This window comes from Amaricoccus sp. W119 (assembly GCF_047275745.1).
Lineage (GTDB): Bacteria > Pseudomonadota > Alphaproteobacteria > Rhodobacterales > Rhodobacteraceae > Amaricoccus.
In genome coordinates this window covers 206,953-232,591 of record NZ_JBKQWU010000001.1, presented here as the reverse complement: position 1 = coordinate 232,591, position 25,639 = coordinate 206,953, and the positions used below count along the sequence as shown (strand labels likewise).

General features: G+C 68.0%; 24 protein-coding genes. 18 read left to right on the top strand and 6 right to left on the bottom strand.

Annotated features, from left to right (window positions below; translation table 11 throughout):
• The first annotated feature begins 438 nt into the window (after window positions 1-438).
• Together ACLJK8_RS01105 and ACLJK8_RS01100 are read left to right on the top strand one after the other, a co-directional pair.
• Window positions 439-1,728: an N-acetylmuramoyl-L-alanine amidase gene (locus ACLJK8_RS01105; RefSeq protein ID WP_413148110.1), complete on the top strand. Its 1,290-nt coding sequence runs from the start codon at window positions 439-441 to the stop codon at window positions 1,726-1,728.
• A gap of 100 nt (window positions 1,729-1,828) precedes the next feature.
• On the top strand, window positions 1,829-4,372 hold the full coding sequence (locus ACLJK8_RS01100) for a penicillin-binding protein 1A (protein ID WP_413148109.1): 2,544 nt from the start codon (window positions 1,829-1,831) through the stop codon (window positions 4,370-4,372).
• A gap of 66 nt (window positions 4,373-4,438) precedes the next feature.
• Here ACLJK8_RS01100 and ACLJK8_RS01095 read toward each other — a convergent pair whose 3' ends face one another.
• Entirely contained in the window at window positions 4,439-4,873 is a 435-nt protein-coding gene (locus ACLJK8_RS01095; protein ID WP_413148108.1) for a hypothetical protein, read from the bottom strand.
• A gap of 178 nt (window positions 4,874-5,051) precedes the next feature.
• Here ACLJK8_RS01095 and prfB point away from each other — a divergent pair, with 178 nt between their 5' ends.
• Window positions 5,052-6,185, top strand: a complete 1,134-nt coding sequence (gene prfB / locus ACLJK8_RS01090) for a peptide chain release factor 2 (RefSeq protein ID WP_413148107.1) — start codon at window positions 5,052-5,054, stop codon at window positions 6,183-6,185.
• A gap of 2 nt (window positions 6,186-6,187) precedes the next feature.
• On the opposite strand, the gene pcaQ is transcribed toward prfB, so the two are convergent.
• Window positions 6,188-7,081, bottom strand: coding sequence for a pca operon transcription factor PcaQ (gene pcaQ, locus ACLJK8_RS01085; RefSeq protein ID WP_413148106.1), 894 nt, complete (start codon window positions 7,079-7,081; stop codon window positions 6,188-6,190).
• 90 nt (window positions 7,082-7,171) lie between these two features.
• Here pcaQ and pcaD point away from each other — a divergent pair, with 90 nt between their 5' ends.
• From pcaD to ACLJK8_RS01020, 13 genes are all read left to right on the top strand, one after another.
• Window positions 7,172-7,966: a 3-oxoadipate enol-lactonase gene (gene pcaD / locus ACLJK8_RS01080; protein ID WP_413148105.1), complete on the top strand. Its 795-nt coding sequence runs from the start codon at window positions 7,172-7,174 to the stop codon at window positions 7,964-7,966.
• Complete coding sequence (gene pcaC, locus ACLJK8_RS01075) at window positions 7,959-8,339, top strand: 4-carboxymuconolactone decarboxylase (RefSeq protein ID WP_413148104.1); 381 nt, start codon at window positions 7,959-7,961, stop codon at window positions 8,337-8,339. Before pcaD ends, pcaC begins: the two co-directional genes overlap by 8 nt.
• Window positions 8,336-9,094: a protocatechuate 3,4-dioxygenase subunit beta gene (gene pcaH, locus ACLJK8_RS01070; RefSeq protein ID WP_413148103.1), complete on the top strand. Its 759-nt coding sequence runs from the start codon at window positions 8,336-8,338 to the stop codon at window positions 9,092-9,094. Before pcaC ends, pcaH begins: the two co-directional genes overlap by 4 nt.
• 3 nt (window positions 9,095-9,097) lie before the next feature.
• Window positions 9,098-9,724, top strand: a complete 627-nt coding sequence (pcaG, locus tag ACLJK8_RS01065; RefSeq protein WP_413148102.1) for a protocatechuate 3,4-dioxygenase subunit alpha — start codon at window positions 9,098-9,100, stop codon at window positions 9,722-9,724.
• On the top strand, window positions 9,717-10,553 hold the full coding sequence (locus tag ACLJK8_RS01060; protein WP_413148101.1) for a 3-keto-5-aminohexanoate cleavage protein: 837 nt from the start codon (window positions 9,717-9,719) through the stop codon (window positions 10,551-10,553). The genes pcaG and ACLJK8_RS01060 overlap by 8 nt, the downstream gene beginning before the upstream one ends.
• The gene (locus tag ACLJK8_RS01055) at window positions 10,553-11,863 is read left to right on the top strand and encodes an adenylosuccinate lyase family protein (RefSeq protein WP_413148100.1); all 1,311 of its coding nucleotides are present in this window, start codon (window positions 10,553-10,555) and stop codon (window positions 11,861-11,863) included. Before ACLJK8_RS01060 ends, ACLJK8_RS01055 begins: the two co-directional genes overlap by 1 nt.
• A gap of 475 nt (window positions 11,864-12,338) precedes the next feature.
• Complete coding sequence (locus tag ACLJK8_RS01050) at window positions 12,339-12,812, top strand: hypothetical protein (protein ID WP_413148099.1); 474 nt, start codon at window positions 12,339-12,341, stop codon at window positions 12,810-12,812.
• Window positions 12,813-13,025: 213 nt separating this feature from the next.
• Complete coding sequence (locus tag ACLJK8_RS01045) at window positions 13,026-14,459, top strand: FAD-linked oxidase C-terminal domain-containing protein (protein WP_413148098.1); 1,434 nt, start codon at window positions 13,026-13,028, stop codon at window positions 14,457-14,459.
• A gap of 2 nt (window positions 14,460-14,461) precedes the next feature.
• On the top strand, window positions 14,462-15,628 hold the full coding sequence (locus ACLJK8_RS01040) for an FAD-binding protein (RefSeq protein WP_413148097.1): 1,167 nt from the start codon (window positions 14,462-14,464) through the stop codon (window positions 15,626-15,628).
• A gap of 1 nt (window position 15,629) precedes the next feature.
• Window positions 15,630-16,916 (top strand): glycolate oxidase subunit GlcF, encoded by a 1,287-nt coding sequence (gene glcF / locus ACLJK8_RS01035; protein WP_413148096.1) that lies wholly within the window; start codon window positions 15,630-15,632, stop codon window positions 16,914-16,916.
• Window positions 16,913-17,722: a trypsin-like serine peptidase gene (locus ACLJK8_RS01030; protein WP_413148095.1), complete on the top strand. Its 810-nt coding sequence runs from the start codon at window positions 16,913-16,915 to the stop codon at window positions 17,720-17,722. The genes glcF and ACLJK8_RS01030 overlap by 4 nt, the downstream gene beginning before the upstream one ends.
• Window positions 17,723-17,875: 153 nt before the next feature.
• On the top strand, window positions 17,876-18,340 hold the full coding sequence (locus ACLJK8_RS01025) for an Hsp20 family protein (protein WP_413148094.1): 465 nt from the start codon (window positions 17,876-17,878) through the stop codon (window positions 18,338-18,340).
• Window positions 18,341-18,558: 218 nt separating this feature from the next.
• Window positions 18,559-18,990, top strand: coding sequence for a universal stress protein (locus ACLJK8_RS01020; protein ID WP_413148092.1), 432 nt, complete (start codon window positions 18,559-18,561; stop codon window positions 18,988-18,990).
• A gap of 34 nt (window positions 18,991-19,024) precedes the next feature.
• Here the strand turns inward: ACLJK8_RS01020 and ACLJK8_RS01015 are convergent, their stop codons facing one another.
• On the bottom strand, window positions 19,025-19,519 hold the full coding sequence (locus ACLJK8_RS01015; protein ID WP_413148091.1) for a cell wall hydrolase: 495 nt from the start codon (window positions 19,517-19,519) through the stop codon (window positions 19,025-19,027).
• Window positions 19,520-19,651: 132 nt separating this feature from the next.
• Window positions 19,652-20,143, bottom strand: coding sequence for a hypothetical protein (locus ACLJK8_RS01010; protein ID WP_413148090.1), 492 nt, complete (start codon window positions 20,141-20,143; stop codon window positions 19,652-19,654).
• A 164-nt stretch (window positions 20,144-20,307) separates the two neighbouring features.
• Between ACLJK8_RS01010 and ACLJK8_RS01005 the strand changes: the two genes are divergently transcribed.
• Window positions 20,308-20,586, top strand: a complete 279-nt coding sequence (locus tag ACLJK8_RS01005; protein ID WP_413148089.1) for a BrnA antitoxin family protein — start codon at window positions 20,308-20,310, stop codon at window positions 20,584-20,586.
• A 23-nt stretch (window positions 20,587-20,609) separates the two neighbouring features.
• Entirely contained in the window at window positions 20,610-21,242 is a 633-nt protein-coding gene (locus ACLJK8_RS01000; RefSeq protein ID WP_413148088.1) for a hypothetical protein, read from the top strand.
• A gap of 34 nt (window positions 21,243-21,276) precedes the next feature.
• Here the strand turns inward: ACLJK8_RS01000 and carB are convergent, their stop codons facing one another.
• The gene (gene carB, locus ACLJK8_RS00995; protein WP_413148086.1) at window positions 21,277-24,576 is read right to left on the bottom strand and encodes a carbamoyl-phosphate synthase large subunit; all 3,300 of its coding nucleotides are present in this window, start codon (window positions 24,574-24,576) and stop codon (window positions 21,277-21,279) included.
• Between the two features lie 117 nt (window positions 24,577-24,693).
• Window positions 24,694-25,530, bottom strand: a complete 837-nt coding sequence (locus tag ACLJK8_RS00990; RefSeq protein ID WP_413148085.1) for an EamA family transporter — start codon at window positions 25,528-25,530, stop codon at window positions 24,694-24,696.
• Window positions 25,531-25,639 lie beyond the last annotated feature (109 nt).

Here is a 25,639-nt window from a genome sequence, read left to right as displayed (position 1 = left end):
CGACCGGGGGCGCGCGGCGTCGGTTTCTCGTGTTGTTGTGGGGGACGCGGTGGCGTCAGGGCAACGGAACAGGTTCCCGCGCACCGAAGGGTGGCTTGTCGATGGGACCGGTCCTGTTCCTGCGCGTGTCACCGCGGTTCGTTCTCCGGCCAGGCGCCTTTGGCGGACGCTTGGCCAATCTTGTCCGGGCTTTGGGCCGCGGAATTCCTCTGTCTGGCGCGAACGCCTGCCGCGATTTGCCGGGTCGACCGGAACGCTGCGCTGTTCCGCGAAGCCGCGAGCGTGCGACGAATACGAGCAGATCAGGGTGTGGCATTCACCCGATCCTCAGCTTGCACAATAGGCATGGCGGCGCTCAAATGACAATTGGTATTTTGTCAAGCGAAAGGAAGACCATGTCCGGACCCATGCCCGGACGGCGGGGCTAAGGTGCTGGAATTGGGGTTTATCTTTCGCGCGCTCGCGGCCGGACTCTACGCGAGCTTGTGCGCGGGCTTCCTCGCCCTGGCGCCGGGTCCGGCCTCCGCGGCGCCTCCGGGCGGCGCGTCGCCCTGGGCGGCGATGGCCGAGACCGCCCGATCCGACGGGGCCTGGCCGGGCGCAGGTCACGCTCCCTTGCCGCGGCCGGGCCAGCTTCGCGCCGACCAGGTCGCCGTGAAGCGGAGCCTTCTCGGCTTCGGCTGGAGTCTCGACGCCTCGATCGGCGTGGCCGCGGCGGTTCCGTTCCGGGTCTTCACGCTGACCGAACCGCCGCGGATCGTCGTTGATCTTGAGGGGCTTGGCGTCTCCGGCTTCGATCCGGGGAAAGCGAGGCTCGCGCGAGGCGTGACCGCGGTCAGGGCCGTGCCGGCGCCGCCCGGCTGGGCGCGGCTCGTCTTCGAACTGGCCCGGCCCTTCGCACTCGAGACGGCGGAGATGCGTGCGGGGGAACTCCGGCTTACCCTGAGCCGTGTCGGCGCCGAGGAATTCGCTGCGCGCTCGGGCCCGCCACCCGGCGTGGTGGTCGGCGGGCAGGGGCCGGGGGAAACCGGCCAGCCGCTCCTGATCGTGATCGATCCGGGCCACGGTGGGATCGATCCCGGCGCGTTCCGCGACGGGGTGGCCGAGAAGGACGTGGTGCTGGCCTTCTCCGGGGAATTGCGCGCCGCCCTCGCTGCCACGGGGCGTTTCCGGGTGGAGATGACCCGGGAGACCGACACATTCCTGCCGCTCGCCGACCGGGCGACCCTCGCGCGGTCGCTTGGCGCGCGGGCCTTCGTCTCGGTGCATGTCAACGCGATCGAGGATGCGCGGGCCCGGGGCGGGATCGTCTTCACGCTGTCGGAAGGCGGGTCGAGCAGCGAGGCGCGCCGGCGGGCGGCGGTCGAGAACCGGGCCGACGCCGCAGGCGGACCGTTCATCCCCGACGCGGCCGATCCGGTGGGCTCGGCGCTCGAAAGCGTCTTGCGAACCGAGGCCCAGGCGCGCTCCATCGAACTCGCGCGCGCGCTCTCCGACGGGTTGGCGCGGGTCATCGGGGGCGGAACGCAGGCGCCGCTGCAATCGGCGAACTTCCAGGTGCTCCGCGTCCCGGACGTGCCCGCGGCGCTGCTCGAACTGGGATTCCTGTCGAACGCGGCGGATCGGGCGAACCTCGTCTCGCCCGAATGGCGCGTCCGCGCGGCGCGGGCGATCGCGGCCGAACTGGTGGCCTGGGCGCAGTCCGGTGGTCCGTTGACGCGGAAGTGACCGTCCCCGGGGCGGATTTCCGCCCGGGCGGTCTTTTGACGCAAGGCGGCCGGACGGATAAGGTGCGCCGGTCACCGGTATCCTCGTAGGGCTTCGAATCGTGCTCCGTGTCATCTTCAGGTTCTTCGGACTGGTGTTCAGCTGGCTGGCGATCGGCGCCGTCGTCGGCCTCGTCGGCCTCGCCGCGCTCTTCGTGATCTACGGGCGCGATCTTCCCGACTACCAGCAGCTCGCGAATTACGAGCCTCCGACCCTGAGCCGGATCTACTCCGGCGAAGGCTATGTCATGGACGAATTCGCCCGCGAACGCCGGGTCTTCACGCCGATCTACGAGATCCCCGATCTGGTGAAGGACGCCTTCATCAGCGCCGAGGACAAGAACTTCTATCACCATCGGGGCTTCGATCCGCGCGGCATCGCGGCGGCGATCTATGAAGCGGCGCAGGGCGGGCGGCTCAGGGGCGCCTCGACGATCACGCAGCAGGTGATGAAGAACTTCCTTCTGACCGGCGACCGCTCGGGCGAGCGCAAGATCAAGGAAATCATCCTCGCCACGCGGCTGGAACAAACGCTGGAGAAGGACCAGATCCTCGAACTTTATCTCAACGAGATCTTTCTGGGGCAGAACTCCTACGGCGTCACGGCGGCGGCCGAGGTCTATTTCAACAAGCCGCTCGACCAGCTGAGCCTCGCCGAGATGGCCTATCTCGCCGCGCTGCCGCAGGCGCCGAGCGTGCTGCATCCGGTTCGGGCCAAGGACCGGGCGGTCGCGCGGCGAAACTACGTGCTCGATCAGATGGCGGAGAATGGCTACATCACCCGCGAGGACGCGGATGTGGCCAAGGCGCAGGACCTGGTGACGGTCCAGGGCGGCGACATTCCCTCGGGCCGGAACCGCATGCCGCCGCGCGACTACTTCACCGACGAGATCCGCCGCCAGCTCTCGGCGAAATTCGGCGATGACCAGCTCTTCACCGGGGGCCTCAGCATCCGCGCGACCGTCAATCCGGAGCTGCAGTCGGCGGCGGCGCAGGCCCTGCGCGACGGGCTGGAGAGCTACGACCGCGGCCTGAAGGTCTACCGCGGGCCGCTCGCCACGATCGATCCGGCCGCGACCGACCTCTCGACCGAAGCCGGCTGGCGCGCGGCGCTCTCCGCCACGCAGGTGCCGCGCGACATCGCGGGCTGGCGCCCGGCGGTCGTGCTCGAAGTCGGCGATCGCTCGGCGCGGATCGGCATCGAAGGCGTCGAGGAGGGCGAGGACGGCAACTTCCTGCCGTTCTCCGATGTGAGCTGGGCGCGGGTCCGGAGCGACAACGGCCGGCTGCGCGAGCCATCCGGCATCTCCGACATCCTCGCCGTCGGCGATGTCGTTCTGGTACGGCAGGTCACCACCGACTCCGGCACGCGCTGGTCATACCGCCAGATCCCCGAGATCCAGGGCGGCTTCATGGCGATGGACACCCAGACGGGCCGCGTCCTCGCGATGCAGGGCGGGTTCTCCTACCAGTCGAGCGTCTTCAACCGCGCGACCCAGGCGCTGCGCCAGCCGGGCTCGTCCTTCAAGCCCTTCGTCTACGCGGCCGCCCTCGACAACGGCTACAGCCCGGCGACGATCGTGCTCGACGCGCCGATCGAGGTGGCGACACCGGAAGGGCTCTGGAAGCCCGAAAATTCGAGCAACCGCTACTATGGCCCGACGCCGATGCGAACCGGCCTCGAACAGTCGCGCAACCTGATGACCGTTCGCATGGCGCAGCAGGTCGGCATGCACACGGTCGCCGAATACGCGCATGACTTCGGCATCTACGAGAACATGCCGGAACTCCTGAGCTATTCGCTCGGCGCGGGCGAGACGACGCTCTACAAGATGGTGACCGCCTATGCCGAACTTGCGAACGGTGGGCTGAAGGTCGAGCCGACGCTGGTGGACCGGGTACAGGACCGCTACGGCGACACGATCTACCGCCATGACCAGCGCGCTTGCGAGGATTGCCAGGGTCCCGGCGTGACCCCGGCGACGCAGCCCGTCATCCGTACCGACGCGCAGCGGCTGCTCGACCCGATCACCGATTACCAGATCAACTCGATGCTCCAGGGCGCGGCGGCGCGCGGCACCTCGGCGGCGACGGTCGGAAAGATGGGGCTGAACCTCGCCGGCAAGACCGGAACCACCAACGAGGCCAAGGACGTCTGGTTCATCGGCTACTCCCCGCGCCTCGTCGCCGGCTGCTTCATGGGCTATGACACGCCGCGCCCGCTCGGACCGAGCGCCTATGGCGGCACTCTCTGCGCGCCGATCTTCGTCGAATTCATGAAGGTCGCGATGGAAGGGCAGGGGCCGGTCAAATGGGACGTGCCGGAGGGCGGCTATTTCATCAAGATCGACCGGCGCAGCGGCCAGCGGCTCGCGGATAATGCGAGCGGCGACATGGTGCAGGCTGAGTACATCCGCGACGGCCAGCAGACCGTCGTCGGCGGCTATGGCGATCTGGTCGACGGCGGCTGGCGGATGAGCGCGGACGTGCCGCTCTACGACGGCGCGGCGCAGTCGCAGATCGAGCGCGTGCAGGTCCGCGGCCAGGAACGCGCGCTGCCGAGCAACCCGTCGATGGGCTCGATGTCGAGCGGGGGGCTCTATTAGGAGCGCCCTCGTTCGGAACGGAATCTGGCGCTAGTAGGCGCGATTGGTAGCAGACGGCGACATCCTTCAACGAGGTTTAAGACTCTTGAGCTTGCGCCAGCGTGAGTCGCCCGGCCGCTTCACTTCCCAGTAGATCCAGCCGTTCAGGCTCGGACGACCACCATTTTTTGTCCTTGCGGCACTTCCCGCTGCGTCCGACGGGCTTCTTGTTTTGAGTCCGTCAACAAGCCATGCGCCATCTTCAATAACTCCTTGAAACGCTTGTCCATTGTATTCCATTTTCACCTCGGTCCCATGCGGCAACTCCACTCCGCTTCGGGACCACGAGCGGTTTGCACTACTCAGTTCCGACGCCGCGACAGACTTGGGGGGTTCGGACTTTGCATTCGGAAGCTTCAGCAATCTTCGGAGTGCTGAATTTTCGGGTTCATCAAAATTCTTTCTTTCGAGTTCGATCATCTGGTGAATGTCGAAGTCGATTTCGATCGTCCGCATTTGCATGGTTCTGCTCCTCGTTCGGATAGGGCGAACCCTATCACTACTGCGGCGGTGCTGTCAAGAAAATAGTAGTTCAAGTAGTTAATCAAGGTTGACCGCCTCGCTCTCACCCCCCCCACCCCTTTACCCCAACCCCGCGCGCGGATAGAACACGCAACCGCCGGAGGGGAGCTTTGCAGTCATGCGCGCCGAGACCGAACATGTCGTCACCGAGATCGAGAAGTCGCTCGCGCTCCTGCGTCAGCGGCTGAACTGGGAGACGGCGCCGCATCGGCTCGAGGAGCTGAATGCGATGTCGGAGGACCCGGAGCTCTGGAACGATCCGGCCAAGGCGCAGAAGCTGATGCGCGACCGGCAGGTGCTCGCCGACGCAATCGACGGCTACACGGCGCTGGCCCAGGAGCTCGACGACCAGCGCGAGCTGATCGAGCTTGGCGAGGCGGAGGGCGACGACGAGGTGGTCGCCGAGGCCGAGGCCGCGCTCAAGACGCTGCGCGAGGCGGCGGCGCAGAAGGAGATCGAGGCGCTGCTCGACGGCGAGGCGGATGGCAACGACACCTTCCTCGAGATCAACGCCGGGGCCGGGGGCACGGAGAGCTGCGACTGGGCGTCGATGCTGGCGCGGATGTATGTCCGGTGGGCCGAGGCGCATGGCTACAAGGTCGAGATGATGTCGGAGAGCCCGGGCGAAGAGGCCGGCATCCGCTCCGTCACCTATCAGATCAAGGGCCAGAACGCCTATGGCTGGCTCAAGTCCGAGAGCGGGGTGCACCGGCTCGTGCGGATCTCGCCCTATGACTCGGCGGCGCGGCGGCACACGAGCTTCTCCTCGGTCTGGGTCTATCCGGTGGTGGACGAGAACATCGAGATCGAGGTCGCCACGAACGACATCAGGATCGACACCTACCGCTCCTCGGGCGCCGGCGGGCAGCATGTGAACACGACCGACTCGGCGGTCCGCATCACCCATATCCCCACGGGCATCGTGGTGACCTCTTCGGAGAAGTCGCAGCACCAGAACCGCGCCAATGCGATGGCGGCTCTGAAATCAAGGCTCTACGAGATGGAGCTTCGGCGCCGGAACGAGGCGATCACCGCCCAGCACGAGGCCAAGGGCGACGCGGGCTGGGGCAACCAGATCCGCTCCTACGTGCTGCAGCCCTATCAGATGGTGAAGGATCTCCGCACCAATGTGGAGACATCGGACAGCCAGGGCGTGCTCGACGGCAAGCTCGACCCGTTCATGGCCGCGGCCCTCGCCCAGCAGGTCACCGGCAAGAGCCGTGCCGACGCCCAGGCCGCGCTGGACGAGTAGGCTCAGACCGCGACGCTGTCGCGGATCGCGCGCATCACCTCGACGAGGACCGGCGTCGGCGTGCCGCCCGCGCGCTGCGTGAGACCGACGGGGCCGGGGATCGGCAGGCCCGGCAGGTCGAGTTCCACCAGCGTTCCCGCCGCGAGATCATCGGTCGCCACGCCCCTGGAGATGAACCAGACCGCGTCGGAGCGCAGGAGCAGTCCGCGCCCGATGGCGTGGGCGACGGTCTCGGCGAAGGCGCGCGGCATCTCCTGTCCGATGCTGAGGAAATACTGCTCGACGACCGGCCGGATGATCGCCCCCGCCGGCGGCAGGATCAGCGGGAACTCCGCGAGCGGGCGCGCCGGCTCGGTGACGAGCGGATGGCCCGCGCGCACGATCGCGATCACCGATTCGCTGTAGAGCTGCTCGAAGACCAACCCGCCCATCGACGCCGGCGCGGCGAGCCGCCCGACCACGAGATCGACCGCGCCGTCGCGCAGTTGCGCGAGCAGAAGCCAGTTGGGCCCGGTGGTTATGGTCAGCGTGACCCCCGGCATCCGCTCGGCGAAGGTCAGGGTGGCGCGCGGCATCAGATCGGTCGCCACCGTCGGCAGCACGCCGATCTCGATCCGTTCGCTGAGCTTCTCGCCCGCCTGGAGCGCCTGGACTCCGCGGCGCAGTTCGAGCAGCGAGAGCCCCGCGTGGGTCTGGAACAGCGCGCCCTCCTGTGTCAGCCGCAATCGGCGCCCGACGCGTTCGAAAAGCCGTGCCCCGAGCCGCTCCTCGAGCTCGCGCAGCGTCTTCGAGACCGCGGGTTGCGAGATCGCCAGCGCATCCGCCGCCTGGCTCACGCTCTGAAGCCGCGCGATCTCGATGAAACACCGGACGTGACGGTAGCTGATGTCGCGCATTCATACCCTATGGGTTATAAGCGAGACCTTTCTTATCATTTTACATAACCAACGCAAAATGTGATGGTTCGCCGCAAGGGGGAACCGACAATGAAAATGGCTCAGATCAACGGGCTGAACGTTCACTACGCGGACGAGGGGGCGAAGGATGGCCCTGTCATCGTTTTCGCCAATTCGCTCGGCACCGACCTCCGGGTCTGGGACCCGATCACGCCGCTTCTGCCCGAGGGCATCCGCGTCATCCGCTATGACAAGCGCGGCCACGGGCTGTCCGACGCGCCGGATGGCGACTATTACATGGGCGATCTGGTCCAGGACGCGGCCGCGCTGCTCGATCACCTCGGCATCCGGGACGCGCTTTTCGTCGGCCTCTCGATCGGCGGCGTGATCGCGCAGGGGCTGGCGGCGGAACGCCCCGATCTCCTGCGCGGCGTGGTGCTCTCGAACACGGCGCCGAAGATCGGCACCGGCGAGATGTGGCAGGAGCGGATCGCGACGGTACGCGCGAAGGGCATCGCCGCGCTCGCCGACCCGATCCTGGAGCGCTGGTTCTCGAAGAGCTTCCGGAGCGAGCGCGCCGTCGATCTCGCCGGCTGGCGCCACATGCTGACCCGCACCCCCGCCGATGGCTACGCCGCCTGCTGCGCGGCGCTCGCCGAGACGGATCTGCGCGACTCGACCGCCGGGCTCAGGCTGCCGGCGCTGGTCATCGCCGGATCGGAGGATGGCTCGACGCCGCCCGATCTGGTCCGCGAGATGGCCGAGAGCATCGACGGCGCCCGGTTCGAACTCATCCGGGGCGCGGGACACATCCCCTGCGTCGAGGCGCCGGAAACCTATGCCCGGCTGGTTGGGGATTTCGCGAAGGAGATCGGACTTGTCTGAACGTTACGACACCGGGATGAAGACGCGCCGGAGCGTGCTCGGCGACGCGCATGTCGATCGGGCGGAGGCGAACAAGACCGCCTTCGACGCGCCGTTCCAGGAAATGATCACCGAGGGGGCCTGGGGCACGGTCTGGTCGCGCGGCGAATGGACCAGGCGCGAGCGCTCGATGGTGACGATCGCGCTTCTCGCCGCGCTCGGCCATCATGACGAGGTGGCGATGCATATCCGCGCCACCGCCAATACTGGCGCGACCCCGGACGATATCCGCGAGGCGCTGATGCATGTCGCGGTCTATGCCGGCGTCCCGGCTGCGAACCATGCCTTCAAGATCGTCAAGGACACCTACAAGGAAATGGGAGTGGAACCATGACCCAGACGGGCAAGCCCGGCTCGAACGCGAGATCGGGGCCAGCCGAATTCTTCCAGCGCGACCGCACCCTGCAGCCGGCGGCCTACACGCCGAACTACAAGACCAGCGTCGGGCGCTCGCCGCGCCTCGCGCTGCTCTCGCTGCAGAATTCGCTCTCGGAGATCACCGGCCCGACCTTCGGCCATTCCGACCTCGGCCCGCTGGATAACGACCTGATCCTGAACTACGCCAAGGACGGTGAACCGATCGGCGAACGGATCATCGTCCACGGCCGGGTGCTGGACGAGGGCGGGCGGCCGGTGCCGAACACGCTGGTCGAATTCTGGCAGGCGAACGCCGGCGGCCGCTACCGGCACAAGAAGGACACCTATCTCGCGCCGATCGACCCGAATTTCGGCGGCTGCGGCCGGGCCCTGACCGACGAGAACGGCTACTACCATTTCCGCACCATCAGGCCGGGCGCCTATCCCTGGCGGAACTGGGTCAACAACTGGCGCCCCGCGCATATCCACTTCTCGGTCTTCGGCTCCGGCTTCGCCCAGCGGCTCATCACCCAGATGTATTTCGAGGGCGACCCGCTGATCCGTTCCTGCCCGATCGTGGCGACCATCCCCGACGCCGATGCCATCGACCGGCTGATCGCGCCGCTCGATCTCAACGCCGCCGTGCCGCTCGATTGCCTCGCCTACAAGTTCGACATCGTGCTGCGCGGCAGCCGGTCCACGCTTTTCGAGAACCGTCTGGAGGGGAACTGAGCCATGCCGCAGCCATTGAACTACCTCCACGAATCCGCGTCGCAGACGGCGGGCCCCTATGTCCATATCGGTCTGGCACCCGGAGCGGCGGGTTTCGAGATCTTCGAGACGGAGCTCGGCACCGACATCGCGGGTCCGAACGCGGAGGGCGAGCGGATCACCGTCGAGGGCATCGTCACCGATGGCGCGGGCGCGCCCCTGAAGGACGTGCTGATCGAGGTCTGGCAGGCGAATTCCGCCGGCATCTACGCCCATCCCGCCGACCGCCGGTCCTCCGAGGTCGAGGAAGGCTTCCGCGGCTGGGGCCGGATCATCTCGAATTTCGACACCGGGCTCTTCAGCTTCGAGACCGTGAAGCCGGGCATCGTCCCGGGCCGCAACGCCCGGCCGATGGCGCCGCACCTGAACCTCTGGATCGTCGCCCGCGGCATCAACATCGGGCTCAACACCCGGATGTACTTCGGCGACGAAACCGACGCCAATGCCAAGGACCCGGTCCTGAACCTGATCGAACAGGTGAACCGCCGGAACACGCTCATCGCCACGCGCGAGGACCGTGACGGCAAGGTCGTCTATCGCTTCGATATCCGCCTTCAGGGCGAAAATGAAACGGTGTTCCTCGATGTCTGAGAACAAACCCTGCGTCATCTGCGTCGCGATCACAGGCAGCCTGCCGCGCAAGGAGAACAACCCCGCCGTTCCGATCACGGTCGCCGAACAGATCGAGAGCACGCAGGAAGCTTTCGAGGCGGGAGCGTCCATCGCGCATTGCCATGTGCGCAACGACGACCAGAGCTCCACCTCCGACCCGGAGAAGTTCGGGCGGCTGCTGGAAGGGCTCCGCGAGCACTGCCCCGGAATGATTGTGCAGCTTTCGACCGGCGGCCGTTCCGGCGCCGGGCGGGAACGGGGCGGAATGCTCTCGCTCGCCCCCGACATGGCCTCGCTCTCGGTCGGTTCGAACAACTTCCCGACCCGGGTCTACGAGAACAGCCCGGATCTGGTGGACTGGCTCGCCTCGGAGATGCTGACCTACGACGTGAAGCCGGAGATCGAGGCCTTCGACCTGAGCCATATCTTCCAGGCGATCGCGATGCAGAAGGACGGGCGCTTGAAGGCACCGGCCTATGTGCAGTTCGTGATGGGCGTGAAGAATGCGATGCCGGTCGATCGCGAGGTGTTCGACTTCTACATCGAGACGCTGAGGCGGCTTTCGCCGGAGTCCGAATGGTGCGGCGCCGGAATCGGGCCGAACCAGATCGTCTTGAACGAATGGTGCGTCTCCTCCGGCGGCCATGCGCGGACCGGGCTCGAGGACAACCTCAGGCTCGACAAGTCCACCCTCGCGCCCTCGAACGCGGCGCTGGTTCGCCGCGTGGTCGAGCTTTGCGAGAAATACGAGCGCCCGGTCGCGACGTACCAGCAGGCGCGGGAGATCCTCGGGCTCAAGGCGGCCTGATGTTCTCCCCCTTCGACGATCCGCTGACGGCGCCGCTCTATGGCGACGCCGAGGTCGCGGCGCTCTTCGGCACCGAGGCGGCGATCGCCGCCATGCTCCGCGTCGAGGGTGCGCTGGCGAAGGTCGAGGGCGCGCTCGGGATCATTCCGAGCGAAAGCGCCGCGGCGATCGCCGGGGCCGCGGGGGCGGCGAAGCTCGATCCGGCGGCGATCGGCCTCGGCGTGGCGGAGGCGGGGGTTCCGGTCCCCGCCCTCGTCGCGGGCTTCCGCGCGGCGCTCCCGAAGGAGCACGGTGCCTGGCTTCACTGGGGCGCGACCAGCCAGGATATCGTGGATACCGGGCTCGTGCTCCGGCTCCGGGATCTCTGCGACCTGCTCGACGCCCGGCTCGCGAGCCTCGTCGCCGCCTTCGCGGAGCAGGCGAAGCTCCACCGCGACACGGTAATGGCCGCGCGCACCCGCAACCAGATCGCGACGCCGACGACGCTCGGCGCCAAGATCGCGGTCTGGGCCGCGCCGCTCGTCACGCATCGCGAACGTCTCGCCGCGCTCCGCCCTCGGCTGCTGCGCGTCTCGCTCGCCGGGGCCTCGGGGACCAACGCCGCCCTGGCGGGGAAGGGGCCGGAGGTCATGCGCGCGCTGGCGGGCGAACTCGGGCTGGAACCGGCCGAGGTTCCCTGGCACGCCGACCGCTCGGGGATGGCCGAGTTCGGCGGCTGGCTCGCGCTCGTCTCCGGTTCGCTCGGCAAGATCGGCACCGACCTGATCCTGCTCGGCCAGTCCGAAGTCGGCGAGGTTCAGGCGGGTACCGGCGGCGGCTCTTCGACGATGCCGCAGAAGTCGAATCCGGTCTCAGCCGAGGCGCTGGTGACGCTGGCGCGGGTGAGCGGCACCCAGGTCGGCGGCCTCTACGCCGCGATGCTCGGCGCGCAGGAGCGCGACGGCGCTGCCTGGCCGGTCGAGTGGTTCGTGCTGCCCGCCCTCGCGGCGGCGGCGGGCGCTGGTCTCCGGACCGCGACCGGTCTCGCCGGCAGCCTCCGTGCCAATCCCGAGCGGATGGCGAAGGCGCTGATGGCCGATGGCGGGCTCATGATGGCCGAGGCGGCGACCTTCGCGCTCGCCGAGCGGATGCCGCGCCCCGAGGCGGCGGCGCTGGTGAAGCAAGCGGTGAAGCGGGTCCGCGACCAGGGCGGCACGCTCGCCGAGGCGCTTCCGGCGGCGGAGGGGATCGACTGGCGGCCAACGCTCGATCCCGCAGGCCAGACCGGTGACGCGGGCGCGATCGTCGACGCCTTCCTCGCGAGGATCTGAAGCAGCGGACCTTCGCGCGAACCGCGCCCGCGTGCGCGCATCGCGTCGAACGTGGGTGGCCGTCGGCGCCCCGGCGCGCCCCCGGTGATGTCCTGGAAGCGCTCGGGACCCGGCTGGCCGATCCCGCGGCATTCCCGCCGGCATCGCGCGACGGTCCTCCTCGCGGTCGTGGCGCCGTCTCAACTCTGCGCGCGCTTCGCGCGGAGACTGGTGTCATGCGCGCATAACGGCACTTGCAAGACTCATGATTCATCTTTTAGTTGTGAGAGATGCATCATCGGCGCGTTCATCGGCAACTGAGGTGGCAATCCATCAGGCTGGTTCCTGAGGACGGCACGCCCGCGACGCCCGGCCCGCCGCGTACCGGGCGCCTAGGGGCCACGTCACGCCCGCATCAACACATTGGAGCCAGCATCATGACCACCAGAACCAGCCGCGCCCGCGCCACCGCGCCCGTCCGCCCGTAGGGCCCGCGATGGACGGATCGGGCCGCGACCGCGACTACGAGATCGAGGTCACCGAACTGCGGGAGGTGCGCCTGCTCCTCTCGGTGCGCGCCGCCGATGATGACGAGGCCCGGGCCAAGGCGCTGGCGGGCGAGACCGAGAGCGAGACCGACCTGCGCGTCGAGGACATCCGTTCGCGCTATGTCATCGCCCGGGGCGGGACCCGCGACCACGACGACGATCCCGCGCCCGGCTTCTCGCGTCTCACGCCGAACGAGGCGCTGAGCTTGCTTCGCCGGGGAGCGGACGGGAGCATCCATATGTTCGCGGGTCAGGCAGGCTGCGACGCGCTCCCCGACGCGGTCACGCGCACGCTCCGCGCGGCCCGCGCGATCACGCTGGCCCCGCGCCAAAGCTTCGATGGCTTCATGGACCACTGGGTCCGGGCGCACATGGCAGATGGCACGATCATCGCCTTCGCGAGCGACCACCCCGAGGACTGAGGCCGGCGGATCGATCCGGCCAATCCGGACCCACATCTTTGCACTACGACCTCCGGGTCGGTACGAAGGCGGGTTGCGCGGTGCTCGACGCGGGCGACCCGATCGCGGCGCCGACTCGGGCCCGGAGGCTGACGCCATGCTTGGCTTCGTTGGGCGAGCGGCCTATCTCTTTACGAAAGGGCCGCGACGAGGCCGCGAAGGGGAGGTCAGCCAATGCGGATGCCGGAGCCGGACCGAAACGTCATCGCGCGCAAGGAGGCGATCGTCGCGAAGCTCAGGAAGGCGGCGCCCGACGCGCTGGTGATCGACGCGCCCGAGGAGGTTCGCGTCTATGAATGCGACGCGCTGACCGCCTATCGCTGCCCTCCGCTCGCCGTCGCGCTGCCGGGTTCGACCGCCGAGGTCGCGGCGATCGCGCGGGTCTGTTTCGAGGAAGGCGTCAAGATCGTTCCGCGCGGCGCGGGCACGAGTCTCGCGGGCGGGTCGCTCCCGACCGAGGATTGCGTCGTACTCGGCGTCGGCCGGATGAACCGCGTGCTCGAGATCGACACCGCGAACCGTTTCATCCGCGTCGAGGCGGGCCGGACCAATCTCTCGGTCACCGGCGCGGTCGAGGGGCAGGATTTCTTCTACGCCCCCGATCCGTCGAGCCAGCTCGCCTGCGCCATCGCCGGCAATATCGGCATGAACTCGGGCGGGGCGCATTGCCTGAAATATGGCGTGACGACGAACAACCTGCTGGGGCTCACCATGGTCCTGATGGACGGCACCGTCATCGAGATCGGCGGCGCGCATCTCGACGCGGCCGGCCTCGACCTGCTCGGCGTCATCTGCGGCTCGGAGGGGCAGCTCGGCATCGTGACCGAGGCGACGCTTCGCATCCTGCGCAAGCCCGAGGGGGCGCGGCCGGTGCTGATGGGTTTCGGCTCCAACGAGGTCGCGGGGGCCTGTGTCGCCGATATCATCCGCGCGGGCGTGCTGCCGGTCGCGATCGAGTTCATGGACAGGCCCTGCATCCGTGCCTGCGAGGAATTCGCCGGGGCGGGGTACCCGGATGTCGAGGCGCTGCTGATCGTCGAGGTCGAGGGTTCCGAGACCGAGATCGCCGAGCAGCTCGGGAAGATCCTCGCCGTCGCCGAACGGCACGCGCCGGAGGTCATACGCGAGAGCCGCTCCGCCGAGGAATCGGCGCTGATCTGGAAGGGGCGCAAGTCGGCCTTCGGCGCGATGGGGCAGATCGCGGATTACATCTGCCTCGACGGGACGATCCCGGTGGGCGAGCTGCCCTACGTGCTGCGGCGCATCGGCGAGCTGACCGAGAGCTACGGGCTCGGCGTCGCCAATGTCTTTCACGCCGGCGACGGCAACATGCATCCGCTGATCCTCTATGATGCGAACAAGCCCGGCGATCTTGAAAAGGCGGAGGATCTCGGCGCCGATATCCTGCGCCTCTGCGTCGAGGTCGGCGGCTGCCTCACCGGGGAGCATGGCGTCGGCGTCGAGAAGCGCGACCTGATGGATGTGCAGTTCACCCGCGACGACCTGGAGGCGCAGCTTCGGGTGAAGGACGTGTTCGATCCGCGCTGGCTGCTCAACCCCGCGAAGGTCTTCCCGCTCGCCGCGAGCGAGGGGCGGCGGGCGGCGTGAGCATGGAACCCAGGGACGAAGCCGATGTCGCCGAGGCGGTGCGGGGCGCCGCCGCCCGGGGCGAGCCGCTGGAGATCCTCGGGGGCGGCACGCGCGGGCTGGGCCACGCGGTCGAGGGGGCGCCGCTCGTGCTGGGCGGGCTTACCGGGATCACGCTCTACGAGCCGGGTGCGCTGACGCTGGTCGCGCGGGCTGGGACGCCGGTCGCGGAGGTCGAGGCGGCGCTGGCCGCCGAGGGCCAGCGGCTGCCTTTCGAGCCCTGGGACGGACGCGCGCTCACCGGCGCCAACGGCATTCCGACGCTGGGCGGCATGGTCGCGGTCAATGCCTCGGGCCCGCGACGGTTTCAGGCCGGCGCCTGCCGCGACAGCCTGATCGGGGTCCGCTTCGTCGATGGCGGCGGGACGGTGGTGCGTAACGGCGGCCGGGTGATGAAGAACGTGACCGGGCTCGATCTGGCGAAACTGCTCGCCGGATCGCATGGGACACTCGGCGTGCTGACCGAGGTGGCGTTCAAGGTGCTGCCGGTCGCGCACCGCACCGCGACGCTGGTCCTCGACGGTCTCTCGCCGGAAGCGGCGGGCCGGGCGATGCGGGCGGCGGTGGCGACTCCCTATGAGGTGACAGGGGCGGCGCATGTACCCTCCGCGCTGGGCGGTGGACCCGTGACGCTGCTGCGCGTCGAGGGGTTCGACGGGGCGGTCGCGCACCGGACCGCCGCCCTGACCGGGGCTCTGGCCGAATTCGGCACGGCGCGGGTGGTCGAGGGGCCGGGAGACTGGGCGGGGCTGCGCGACCTGGCTCCGCTCGCCGGATCGCCGGGCGCGGTCTGGCGCATCTCGGTCAAACCGTCCGACGGGCCGGGGCTCGGCGCGACACTCGAAGCGGTGGGGGCGGAGGTGGTGATCTGCGACTGGGCCGGCGGGCTCCTGAGCCTGCGCGCCGACGCGGCGGTGGACATCCGCGCCGCCATGGAAGGGGTGCCGGGACATGCGACGCTGATCAAGGGGCCGGAGACGGCGAAGGCGCGGTTCGGCGTGTTCCATCCGGAACCCGCGCCCGTCGCGGCGCTCTCCGCCGCGCTCCGGGCGAAGTTCGATCCCAAGGGCGTGCTGAACCGGGGTCGGATGGCCCCGACCCAGGCGGCCGCGACCGTGGCGATGGCCTGAGATGCGTACCAGTTTCACTGAAGAACAACTCGCCGATCCGGAGATCGCGGAATCGAACAAGATCCTGCGGACCTGCGTGCATTGCGGCTTCTGCACCGCGACCTGCCCGACCTATCAGGTTCTGGGCGACGAGCTCGATTCACCCCGGGGCCGGATCTATCTCATCAAGGACATGCTGGAGGCCGGCCGGCCCGCCGACGAGAAGACCGTCAAGCATATCGACCGCTGCCTCTCCTGCCTCTCCTGCATGACGACCTGCCCCTCGGGCGTCGATTACATGCATCTCGTCGATCATGCGCGCATCCATATCGAGCGGACGTACAAACGGCCTTTCGCGGAGCGGGCGGTCCGCGAGATGCTGGCGCGGGTGCTGCCCTATCCCGAGCGGTTCCGCGGGATGCTCATGCTCGCGAGGCTCGGGCGGCCCTTCAAGGGCGTGATGCCGGAGCGGTTGCGCGCGATGCTCGACCTCGCCCCGGCGCGGGTGCCGCCGAAGGGTGACGACGGGCCCCAGGTCTTTCCGGCGGAGGGCGAACGGCGGATGCGGGTCGCGCTCCTGACCGGCTGCGCGCAAAGGGTGCTCGATCCCGGCATCAACGCGGCGACGATCCGGCTCCTGACGCGGCATGGCGCCGAAGTGGTGATCGCCGAGGGCATGGGCTGCTGCGGCGCGCTCACCCATCACATGGGGCGCGAGGAAGCGGCGCGGGGTTCGGCGCGGGCCAATGTCGCGGCCTGGACGCGGGAGATCCGGGGGGCGGGCCTCGATGCGATCGTCATCAACACGAGCGGCTGCGGCACCGTGATCAAGGACTACGGCCATCTCTTCGCGCGTGAGCCGGAGGCGGCGGAGGCCCGCGAGGTCGCGGCGCGGGCGAAGGATCTGAGCGAGGTCATGGCGGAGCTCGGCCTGCGCGAGCCGAAGGGCACCGGGCTCCGCGTCGCCTACCACGCCGCCTGTTCGCTGCAACACGGGCAGCGGGTGCGGGACGCGCCGAAGACGCTGCTGCGCCAGGCGGGATTCGAGGTGGTGGAGCCGCGCGACAGCCATCTCTGCTGCGGCTCGGCCGGGACCTACAACCTCACCCAGCCGGAGATCTCGGGCAAGCTCAGGGACCGCAAGGTGGAAACGCTGCGGGAACTGGCGCCACAGGTGATCGCGGCGGGCAATATCGGCTGCCTGACACAGATCGGGGCCGGGATCGACGTGCCGGTCGCACATACCGCCGAACTGCTCGACTGGGCGACCGGCGGGCCGAAGCCGCGCACGCTCGAGGGGCGGGTGTGAGACATCCGTCCCGGCGCTGGATCGGACTGCTTCTCGCCGTCCTGCTCGCAGCCATCCTTCCGGACGGCCAGGGCGCGCGGGCACAGACGGAGCGGCGCCTGCTTTCGGCTCCCGAAGCGGGCGAGTTCAGGGGCGTGGGACGGCTCAATGTCTACGGCTCGCGCTTCTGTACCGCGACGCTGATCGATGCGAGCCACGTGCTGACGGCGGCGCATTGTCTCTACAGCCCGATCACCAAGCGGCTCGTGCGGCTTCACGGGCTCACCTTCGTCGCGGGGCAGTACCGGGACGAATACGCCGCGGCGCGACGGGTGGTGCGGATGGCGACCTTGCCGGGGTTCGATTTCACCGCCGCCGCCAATCTCGGCGATGTGTCGCGCGACATGGCGCTCCTCGAACTCGACCGACCGATCCCGCGCTCGGCGGCCGGCCCGCTGCCGGTCGCGGCCTCGGGCGGCGAGAGTGGCGGGATCATCGTTTCCTACGCGCGCGACCGGGCCTATGCGCCCTCGATCGCGGGGCCCTGCGCGCCGCGCGGGGTGACGGGGGCCGGGGTCGCGATGCTGGCCTGCGGGGTCAATGCCGGTGTCTCCGGCGCGCCGGTCCTCGCAGGCCGGCCCGGTGCCCGCCGGGTGGTCGCCGTGGTCTCGGCGATGGCGCGCGACACGCGGGGAAGCGACGTCGCGCTGACCGTCGTCGCCCCACCCCGGATCGCCGCGCTCCGCGCCGCGCTGTCGGCCCGGCCGGTCATGAGCGTGGCCGAGCAGGACGCGGAGCGGGACCGGCGGCGGCGCGCGAAGGATTAGCGAAACCTTCGCGCCGGCCGGGGTTGAAACGGCGGCGCTGATCTCCCAACTGACCATCATCCGGCGCCGGTCATCGGGCTGGATAGAACTGGAGGGTCCGTCCGGCAGCGAGGACCCGAGCTTATTTGTATCGCTTCCAATGGAGGATGCATCATGCGTCACTTTGATCTTTCCCCGCTCTATCGCTCGACCGTTGGCTTCGACCGTCTCGCCAATATTCTCGAGCAGGTTTCCCTGGCCGAGGGCCAGGCGAGCTATCCGCCCTACAACATCGAGAAGACCGGCGAGAACGCCTACCGCATCACCATCGCGGTCGCGGGTTTCGCGGACGGCGAACTCAATGTCGAGGCGCGTGAGGGCCAGCTGGTCGTGACCGGCCGCAAGGCCGAGGCCGAGGGCGAAACCAAGCGGAACTACCTGCATCGCGGCATCGCGACCCGCGCCTTCGAACGGCGCTTCCAGCTCGCCGATCACGTGCGGGCCAAGGACGCGGTGACCGAGAACGGCCTGCTCCACATCGACCTCGTGCGTGAAGTGCCCGAGGCGCTGAAGCCGCGCCGGATCGAGATTGCCACGAAGAACACCATCGAGGCGAAGCCGGAAGCCGCCGAGGCCTGATCCGGCCAGGCGGACCCGGAACCGGGCCGCGTGCGATCACCTCGTGTGAGATGAGCATGGACCGCCGGAGCATCCGCTCCGGCGGTTTTCGCCTGTTCGGCCGCCGGAACCCGCGGATGACGCCTGAAATTCTCGCGCCGGATCGGCGGTCTTGCGCTCGATCAAGGAATCGCGGTGGCGAGCGGTGCTATTCCGGGCCTCGGGGGGAACCGAGGCGCATGTATATCCACATCCTGGTGGCGACGGACGGGTCCGCGCGGGCCGAGCGCGCGGTCGAAGCGGCGATGGGGCTCGGGGCGGGCATGGGGGCGCGGCTCACCTTCCTGACGGTGATCGAACCCGATCCGGATGATGATCGGTCACGGCCGGGCCCGCTGCGCCCGCTACCGTATTCGGTGCGGGAACTGCGCGCGGAATGGGTCCTGGCGGAGGCCGAGGCGAAGGCGCTCTCGGTCGGATTCAGGACCGACGCGGCGCTTGTCACATCGGCGAGCCCGAGCACGGCGATCCTCGCCGAGGCGGAACGGCGGCGCTGCGATCTCATCGTCGTGGGCGCGCGGGGCCAGAGCTCCTGGAGCGCCGAGACCATGGGCAGTCAGGCTGCCCGGATCGTGACGGAATCGAAGATACCGGTCATGGTGGCGCGCTGACGGCGCTGCCCGCGACCGAGCTCCCGGCGCTTGCCTAACGATAGAAGACGTTGCCGCCGATCTTGCCGACGCGGTCGCGCGTGCTGAACCATCCGGGCTTGGCGGTCGCCGCGTGAAAGAACAGCGCCCCGTCGGTGATGTCCGGTTCGCCCCTCAGAACCGCGCGGGCGGCGGCGTAGGCGTCATCGCGCCGCTCAGCGTCCGCGAGCGCGTCGGAGCGTCCGTCACAGCGATAGGAGAACTGGCAGCCCTCGCTCACCACGCCGCAGATCGTGCCGGGGAACTCGTCGCTCTCCGCGCGGTTCACGATGACATGGGCCACGGCGGCCTCGGCCTTCGATCCCGTGCCGCCGGCCTCGAAATACACCGCTTCCGCGAGGCAACTCAGTTCCGCGGGCCGCGGAGCCGGAGCGTTCCTGCCGCTTGGCTCGGCGGCGGAGGCGGGCATGGCCAGCATGAGCGCCATGAGGTGGCCGGTCACGACGGTGCCGGTGAGCGCGGCGCGGGCGGTTCGCAGGGTCGGGCGCAAGTCGGCGCTCCTTGGTCGTTGACGAGGCAGGCACTATACATGCTGCGCCGCAGCAAAGTCCAGAGCCTGGTGCCAGATAGGCGGAATCCTGCGGGTAAGCCCCGCTGAACAACCTCCGCCAAGCTCCTGAAACTAATTGTCGTCGGCGCAATCCGGCAGGACCGCGCGCTCGAACGCCTCCCTGACCGGAGCGAGCCTCGCATGTCTGATCCGCAGCGGCTCGAAGACCAGGGGATCGGTATTCCACCAGTTCGGCTGAACCACGCGGTAGCATCCGGCATAGACCGCGCTCCCGCCCCCCTTGCGCGTCGCGCGCAGGACGACGCCCACGTGATGGGTGACGCTGCCCGCCGCCGCGTCCGGCAGATCCGGACCGAGGCGCAGGTCCGTCTTCACCGTGTCGGCGTAGCCTTTCGCGAAAGCCTCATAGGTCGCGACCGGGGGGCTGTCGCCGAAATAGGCGTAGGCGCGCGGATACTCGCCGCGATCGATCGCATTGTAATAGGATCGGATGAGCGCCGGCCCGTCCGATCGGTCGTCGAGATAGGCCGGCTGATCCTGCGCGGCGGCGGCCGTGGCGGCGATCAGGAGCGGGACGAGCGGGAGGAGGCGGTGATGTGGCATGGGCGCGACGCTCGCCGCGCGGCCTGCCTCGGGTCAATGGGGCGGCGTGTCACATCGGGCGGATGCAGCGCGCGCCGATCGGCCACCATCCGGCGATCCATCCCTCGTTAACCCGCTTCGCGCCAAGGTCCGGGCCTTCGATGTATCCGCGCCGGGGGAACGGGATGGACGATGTGAAACGCACGAAGGCGGAGGAGAAGGTCTATGCGGAACTGCTGACCGGCCTCGCGGCGCAGGAACGCTGGTTGCGCGGGTTTCGCGACGCGGGCGGCAGCCTGCCCGCCTTCGGCGCCAACCGCTCGAACGCCGCCGAGCCCGAGGACGTGGAGATCGAGATCGACGTCGACGTGGCGAAATGGTTCAAGACGTTGGGGCCTCTGCACCTTTCTCGGATGAACGCTGTGCTCAGGGTCTATGCGCGGGAGGTCAGTGGGCAAGCATAGCCCAGAAGAAGGGAAATCAGAGTATGTCTGTTGTGATAGCTTTCGTTGCTTTGGCGGTCTCATTCGTTACTTTGTATATAAATTACGTCAGATTAAAGATTGAGAATTTTCCGTTACTTAGCGTTGAAATAGAAAATGACTCAAAATTATCATACGATAACGGTAAGTTTTTTATCGATAATAATGAGGTCGAGGAGATTTGGTTCTCGGTATTAAATAACGGAAAGGGCACAGCTATAGTTAGAAAAATATATCGACGTTGGGGAATCTATGAAGATGGAGCATATCCATCGGCGATAGAGAGTGTAGATCTACAAGAAGGACAAACACATAAGGAAAGCGGACTGTATGTAAAAAACTGTGACATTGCGATTGGTGGTGGTGGAAGGAGTCAGGCTATCAGGGCATGTCTAGAAAATCTTCACATTGTAGATATTCCGAACAATGGGGCCATCATATTTGATTTGAAGTTTGAGTTTCTTACGATCGATGGTAGAGCGGACGAAGCTGCTCCAATACTGATTTTTAGAAACGGACGCTTTCATACCGCCCTGACTTACCTACAGCGGAATCAGGCATCGAAGCAGTTTGGCAAGGTTCGTGCCCACTGCTGGGCACCGATGAGGCTATGGCAATTGCTCCGTTTGGACTGGTAGCGTCCCCCGCATTGAGCAGTCCTTGCTTCCGGACTCACTGCAGCGAGCGCACCGCCAGATCGCCTTCCAGACGGCTCTTCATCGCGAGCGCGGCGGCATGGGCGCCGGCGGCGGTGGTGAAATACGGCGTCTTGGTCGAGAGCGTGAGCGCGCGGATCGCGCGGCTGTCGGCGATCGACTGGCGGCCCTCGGTGGTGTTGAAGACGATCTGCACGCCGCCGTCCTTCATCACATCGACGATATGCGGCCGGCCCTCGTAGACCTTGTTGACCCGCGTCGCCTCGATCCCGTTCTCCTTCAGGAAACTCGCCGTGCCGCCGGTCGCGACCAGCGTGAAGCCGAGATCGCGCATCAGCCGCGCCGCTTCGAGCAGCGCCTCGGTCTTGTCGGCATCCTTGACCGAGAGGAAGAGCGCTCCCTTCTCGGGCAGGAGCGTGCCGGCGCCAAGCTGCGCCTTGAGGAAGGCGCGCGGGAAGGAGCGGTCCCACCCCATGACCTCGCCCGTCGAGCGCATCTCCGGCCCGAGCAGCGTATCGACGCCGGGGAAGCGGTTGAAGGGCATGACCGCCTCCTTGACCGAGAACCACGGCGTCCGGGGATCGGCCAGCGTCAGCGGATCGGCGAAGGGCAGCGGATCGTCCGGGCCGATGCCCTCCGGATAGGGCGGTCGCTCGGGGAAATCGGTCAGTTTCTCGCCCGCCATGATCCGGGCAGCGATCGCGGCGATCGCGCTGTCGGTCGCCTTGGCGACGAAGGGCACGGTGCGCGAGGCGCGCGGGTTCACTTCGAGGACGAAGATTTCCTCGCCTTGGATCGCGAACTGCACGTTCATGAGACCTACGACGCCGAGCGCCAGCGCCATGGCGCGGGTCTGCTCCTCGATCCGCGCGACGATTTCGGGGCTGAGCGAATAGGGCGGGATCGAGCAGGCGCTGTCGCCGGAATGGACGCCCGCCTCCTCGATATGTTCCATGACGCCCGCGATATGCACCCGCTCGCCGTCGCAGAGCGCGTCCACGTCGACCTCGGTCGCATTCGAGAGATAGCCGTCGAGCAGAACCGGATTGTCGCCCGAGACATGCACCGCCTCGCGGATGTAGCGGCGAAGCTGTTCCTCGTCGCGCACGATCTCCATCGCCCGGCCGCCGAGCACATAGGAGGGCCGGATCACCAGCGGGTAGCCGAGATTGGTCGCGACCGCGAGCGCCTGTCCCGGCGAGCGGGCGATGCCGTTGCGCGGCTGGCGCAGATCGAGCCGGCCGAGAAGCTGCTGGAACCGTTCGCGATCCTCGGCGAGGTCGATCGCATCGGGCGTGGTGCCGAGGATCGGGATGCCGGCGTCATGCAGCGCGTTGGCGAGCTTCAGCGGCGTCTGGCCGCCGAACTGCACGATCACGCCATGCAGCGTGCCGTTCTCCTGCTCTACCCGGAGGATCTCAAGGACATGCTCAAGCGTCAGCGGTTCGAAATAGAGCCGGTCCGAGGTGTCGTAGTCGGTCGAGACCGTCTCCGGGTTGCAGTTGACCATGATGGTCTCGTAGCTCGCCTTGGTCAGCGCGAAACAGGCGTGGCAGCAACAGTAGTCGAACTCGATCCCCTGGCCGATCCGGTTCGGGCCGCCACCGAGGATCACGACCTTCTTCGCCTCCGTCGGCCGCGCCTCGCATTCGGTGAAGCCGCCGTGCTCGGCCTCGTAGGTCGAATACATGTAGGGCGTCTGCGCCTCGAACTCGGCGCCGCAGGTGTCGATGCGCTTGAAGACCGCGCGGATGCCGGCGTGATGCCGGTCCGCGCGCACGCTCGCCTCCGAGCGACCCGTGAGCTTCGCGAGCCGGGCGTCGGAGAAGCCCATCATCTTCAACCGCCTGAGATCCGGCGCCGCGGTCGGCAGGCCGTTGGCCCGCACCGCTTCCTCGGCGCCGATGATCTCGCGGATACGGGCGAGGAACCAGGGATCGAATTTCGTGACCGCGTGGATCTGGTCGTCGGTCAGTCCGTGGCGCATCGCCTGCGCGACGATCAGGAGCCGGTCCGGCGTCTGTCTCGCCAGTTCCGAGGTGATCGCCGCGAGCGAATCCGGCCCGTCGGCGCCCCGGATCTCGATCTCGTCGAGACCGGTGAGCCCGGTTTCGAGCGAGCAGAGCGCCTTCTGCAGCGATTCGTGGAAGCTCCGCCCGATTGCCATCGCCTCGCCGACCGACTTCATCGCGGTCGTCAGAAGCGGCTCGGTGCCGGGGAATTTCTCGAAGGCGAAGCGCGGGATCTTGGTCACGACATAGTCGATCGTCGGCTCGAAGGAGGCGGGCGTGACCTGGGTGATGTCGTTGTCGAGCTCGTCGAGCGTATAGCCGACGGCGAGCTTCGCCGCGATCTTCGCGATCGGAAAGCCCGTGGCCTTCGAGGCGAGCGCCGAGGAGCGCGAGACGCGCGGGTTCATCTCGATCACCACGAGCCGGCCGGTATCCGGATGCACCGCGAACTGCACGTTGGAGCCGCCGGTCTCCACCCCGATCTCGCGCAGGACCGCGATCGAGGCGTTGCGCATGATCTGGTATTCCTTGTCGGTCAGCGTCAGCGCCGGGGCGACGGTGATCGAATCGCCGGTATGCACGCCCATCGGGTCGATGTTCTCGATCGAGCAGACGATGATGCAGTTGTCCGCCTTGTCGCGGACCACCTCCATCTCGAATTCCTTCCAGCCGAGCAGGCTTTCGTCGATGAGGATCTGGCTCACCGGCGAGGCGTCGAGGCCGGTCTTGCAGATCCGCTCGTAATCCTCGCGGTTGTAGGCGACGCCGCCGCCGGTGCCGCCGAGCGTGAAGGCGGGGCGGATGATCGCGGGGAGACCGACGTATTCGATCGCGTCCATCGCCTCGGCCATGGTGGTGACGATGGTGGCCTTCGGATTTTCGAGGCCGATGCGGTCCATCGCCTCGCGGAAGAGCTTGCGGTCCTCGGCCATCTCGATCGCGGCGCGCTTGGCACCGATGAGCTCGACGCCGAATTTCTCGAGCACCCCCATGTCGTCGAGCGCGAGCGAGGTGTTGAGCCCGGTCTGCCCGCCCATGGTCGGCAGGAGCGCGTCCGGGCGTTCCTTCTCGATGATCTTCGCGACGACTTCCGGCGTGATCGGCTCGATATAGGTCGCGTCGGCCATCTCCGGATCGGTCATGATCGTCGCCGGGTTCGAATTGACCAGGATGACGCGGTAGCCTTCCTCGCGGAGCGCCTTGCAGGCCTGAACGCCGGAATAGTCGAATTCGCAGGCCTGGCCGATCACGATTGGACCCGCGCCGATGATCATGATCGACTGGATATCGGTTCTTTTCGGCATGGTGGGGCCTGCGGTTTCGTCCGGCGCGGGCGGCGCGCCGGTCAGGTGGATTCGAGAACGGGCGGCAAATTCCCGGTGGTTATAGAGGCGGCTGGCCCGGGCGCAAGGAGATTTGCCTCAGCCGAGCCTGAGGCCGATCGCCCCGGCGAGGATGAGCATGGCCGCCGCGAGCCGTTTTGGGTCCACGCGCTCGCCGAGCGCCAGGGCGGCGATGGCGAGGCCGAACAAGATCGATGTCTCGCGCAACGCGGCCACGAGCGCGACCGGCGCATGCGTCATCGCCCAGAGCGCGAGGCCGTAGGAGCCGAGATTGCCCGCGCCGCCGATCAGCGCGACCCGTGCATGGGCGCGGGCATAGGCCCGGAGCGCCGGGCCGCGGGTCACGATCGCCCAGGCGAGGAGCGGCGCGGCATTGGCGACGAAGAGCCAGAGCGCATAGGAGACTGGCGCGCCCGAGAGCCGGACCCCGACTCCGTCGATCAGCGTATAGGTTGCGATCACGCAGGCATTGGCGAGGGCGAAGGCGACCCCGGAGCGCGACGCGCGGGCGCGGCCCGCTCCCGCGATCGCCAGCACGCCGCCCGACACCAGCGCGATGCCGAGCCAGCCCGCGGGCTCGATGCGCTCGCCGAGGATCAGGATGCTCGCGAGCGCCACGAGCACGGGCGCCGAGCCGCGCATCAGCGGATAGGCGAGGCTCATCTCGGTCGCCTGATAGGCAAGGGCGACGAGGATGAAATAGAGCGTCTGCACCGCGGTCGAGGCGGCGAGGAAGGGCCAGCTCTCCGGGGCTGGCGCGGGGAGGAAGAAGAGGAAGGGCAGGGCGATGAGCGCCGAGCCGCCCGCGACGAGGACGGCCGAGAGCACCTTGTCGGAACCGGCCTTGACGATGGCGTTCCAGCTCGCGTGAAGCGCCGCGCCGACGAGGACGGCGGCGAAGACCGAGAGGGGCATGCGGTTCTCCGGAGCCGGCGCGGTGGGTTTCGGCGCATTACCCCCTCCGCCCGGGAAAGGAAATGCCCGCCGCTGGACGCCGGACCGGCCCACGCGGTCGCCGGGGCGC

Bases quoted from the DNA above. Each gene is read 5' to 3' on its own strand.
- prfB (WP_413148107.1), top strand. From the start codon at position 5,052: ATGCGCGCCGAGACCGAACATGTCGTCACCGAGATCGAGAAGTCGCTC.
- ACLJK8_RS01005 (WP_413148089.1), top strand. From the start codon at position 20,308: ATGGACGATGTGAAACGCACGAAGGCGGAGGAGAAGGTCTATGCGGAA.
- ACLJK8_RS01000 (WP_413148088.1), top strand. From the start codon at position 20,610: ATGTCTGTTGTGATAGCTTTCGTTGCTTTGGCGGTCTCATTCGTTACT.
- carB (WP_413148086.1), bottom strand. From the start codon at position 24,576: ATGCCGAAAAGAACCGATATCCAGTCGATCATGATCATCGGCGCGGGT.
- pcaG (WP_413148102.1), top strand. From the start codon at position 9,098: ATGCCGCAGCCATTGAACTACCTCCACGAATCCGCGTCGCAGACGGCG.
- ACLJK8_RS01050 (WP_413148099.1), top strand. From the start codon at position 12,339: ATGGACGGATCGGGCCGCGACCGCGACTACGAGATCGAGGTCACCGAA.
- ACLJK8_RS01020 (WP_413148092.1), top strand. From the start codon at position 18,559: ATGTATATCCACATCCTGGTGGCGACGGACGGGTCCGCGCGGGCCGAG.
- ACLJK8_RS01010 (WP_413148090.1), bottom strand. From the start codon at position 20,143: ATGCCACATCACCGCCTCCTCCCGCTCGTCCCGCTCCTGATCGCCGCC.
- ACLJK8_RS00990 (WP_413148085.1), bottom strand. From the start codon at position 25,530: ATGCCCCTCTCGGTCTTCGCCGCCGTCCTCGTCGGCGCGGCGCTTCAC.
- pcaD (WP_413148105.1), top strand. From the start codon at position 7,172: ATGAAAATGGCTCAGATCAACGGGCTGAACGTTCACTACGCGGACGAG.
- ACLJK8_RS01055 (WP_413148100.1), top strand. From the start codon at position 10,553: ATGTTCTCCCCCTTCGACGATCCGCTGACGGCGCCGCTCTATGGCGAC.
- ACLJK8_RS01095 (WP_413148108.1), bottom strand. From the start codon at position 4,873: ATGCAAATGCGGACGATCGAAATCGACTTCGACATTCACCAGATGATC.
- ACLJK8_RS01040 (WP_413148097.1), top strand. From the start codon at position 14,462: ATGGAACCCAGGGACGAAGCCGATGTCGCCGAGGCGGTGCGGGGCGCC.
- glcF (WP_413148096.1), top strand. From the start codon at position 15,630: ATGCGTACCAGTTTCACTGAAGAACAACTCGCCGATCCGGAGATCGCG.
- ACLJK8_RS01060 (WP_413148101.1), top strand. From the start codon at position 9,717: ATGTCTGAGAACAAACCCTGCGTCATCTGCGTCGCGATCACAGGCAGC.
- ACLJK8_RS01025 (WP_413148094.1), top strand. From the start codon at position 17,876: ATGCGTCACTTTGATCTTTCCCCGCTCTATCGCTCGACCGTTGGCTTC.
- pcaH (WP_413148103.1), top strand. From the start codon at position 8,336: ATGACCCAGACGGGCAAGCCCGGCTCGAACGCGAGATCGGGGCCAGCC.
- ACLJK8_RS01045 (WP_413148098.1), top strand. From the start codon at position 13,026: ATGCGGATGCCGGAGCCGGACCGAAACGTCATCGCGCGCAAGGAGGCG.
- pcaQ (WP_413148106.1), bottom strand. From the start codon at position 7,081: ATGCGCGACATCAGCTACCGTCACGTCCGGTGTTTCATCGAGATCGCG.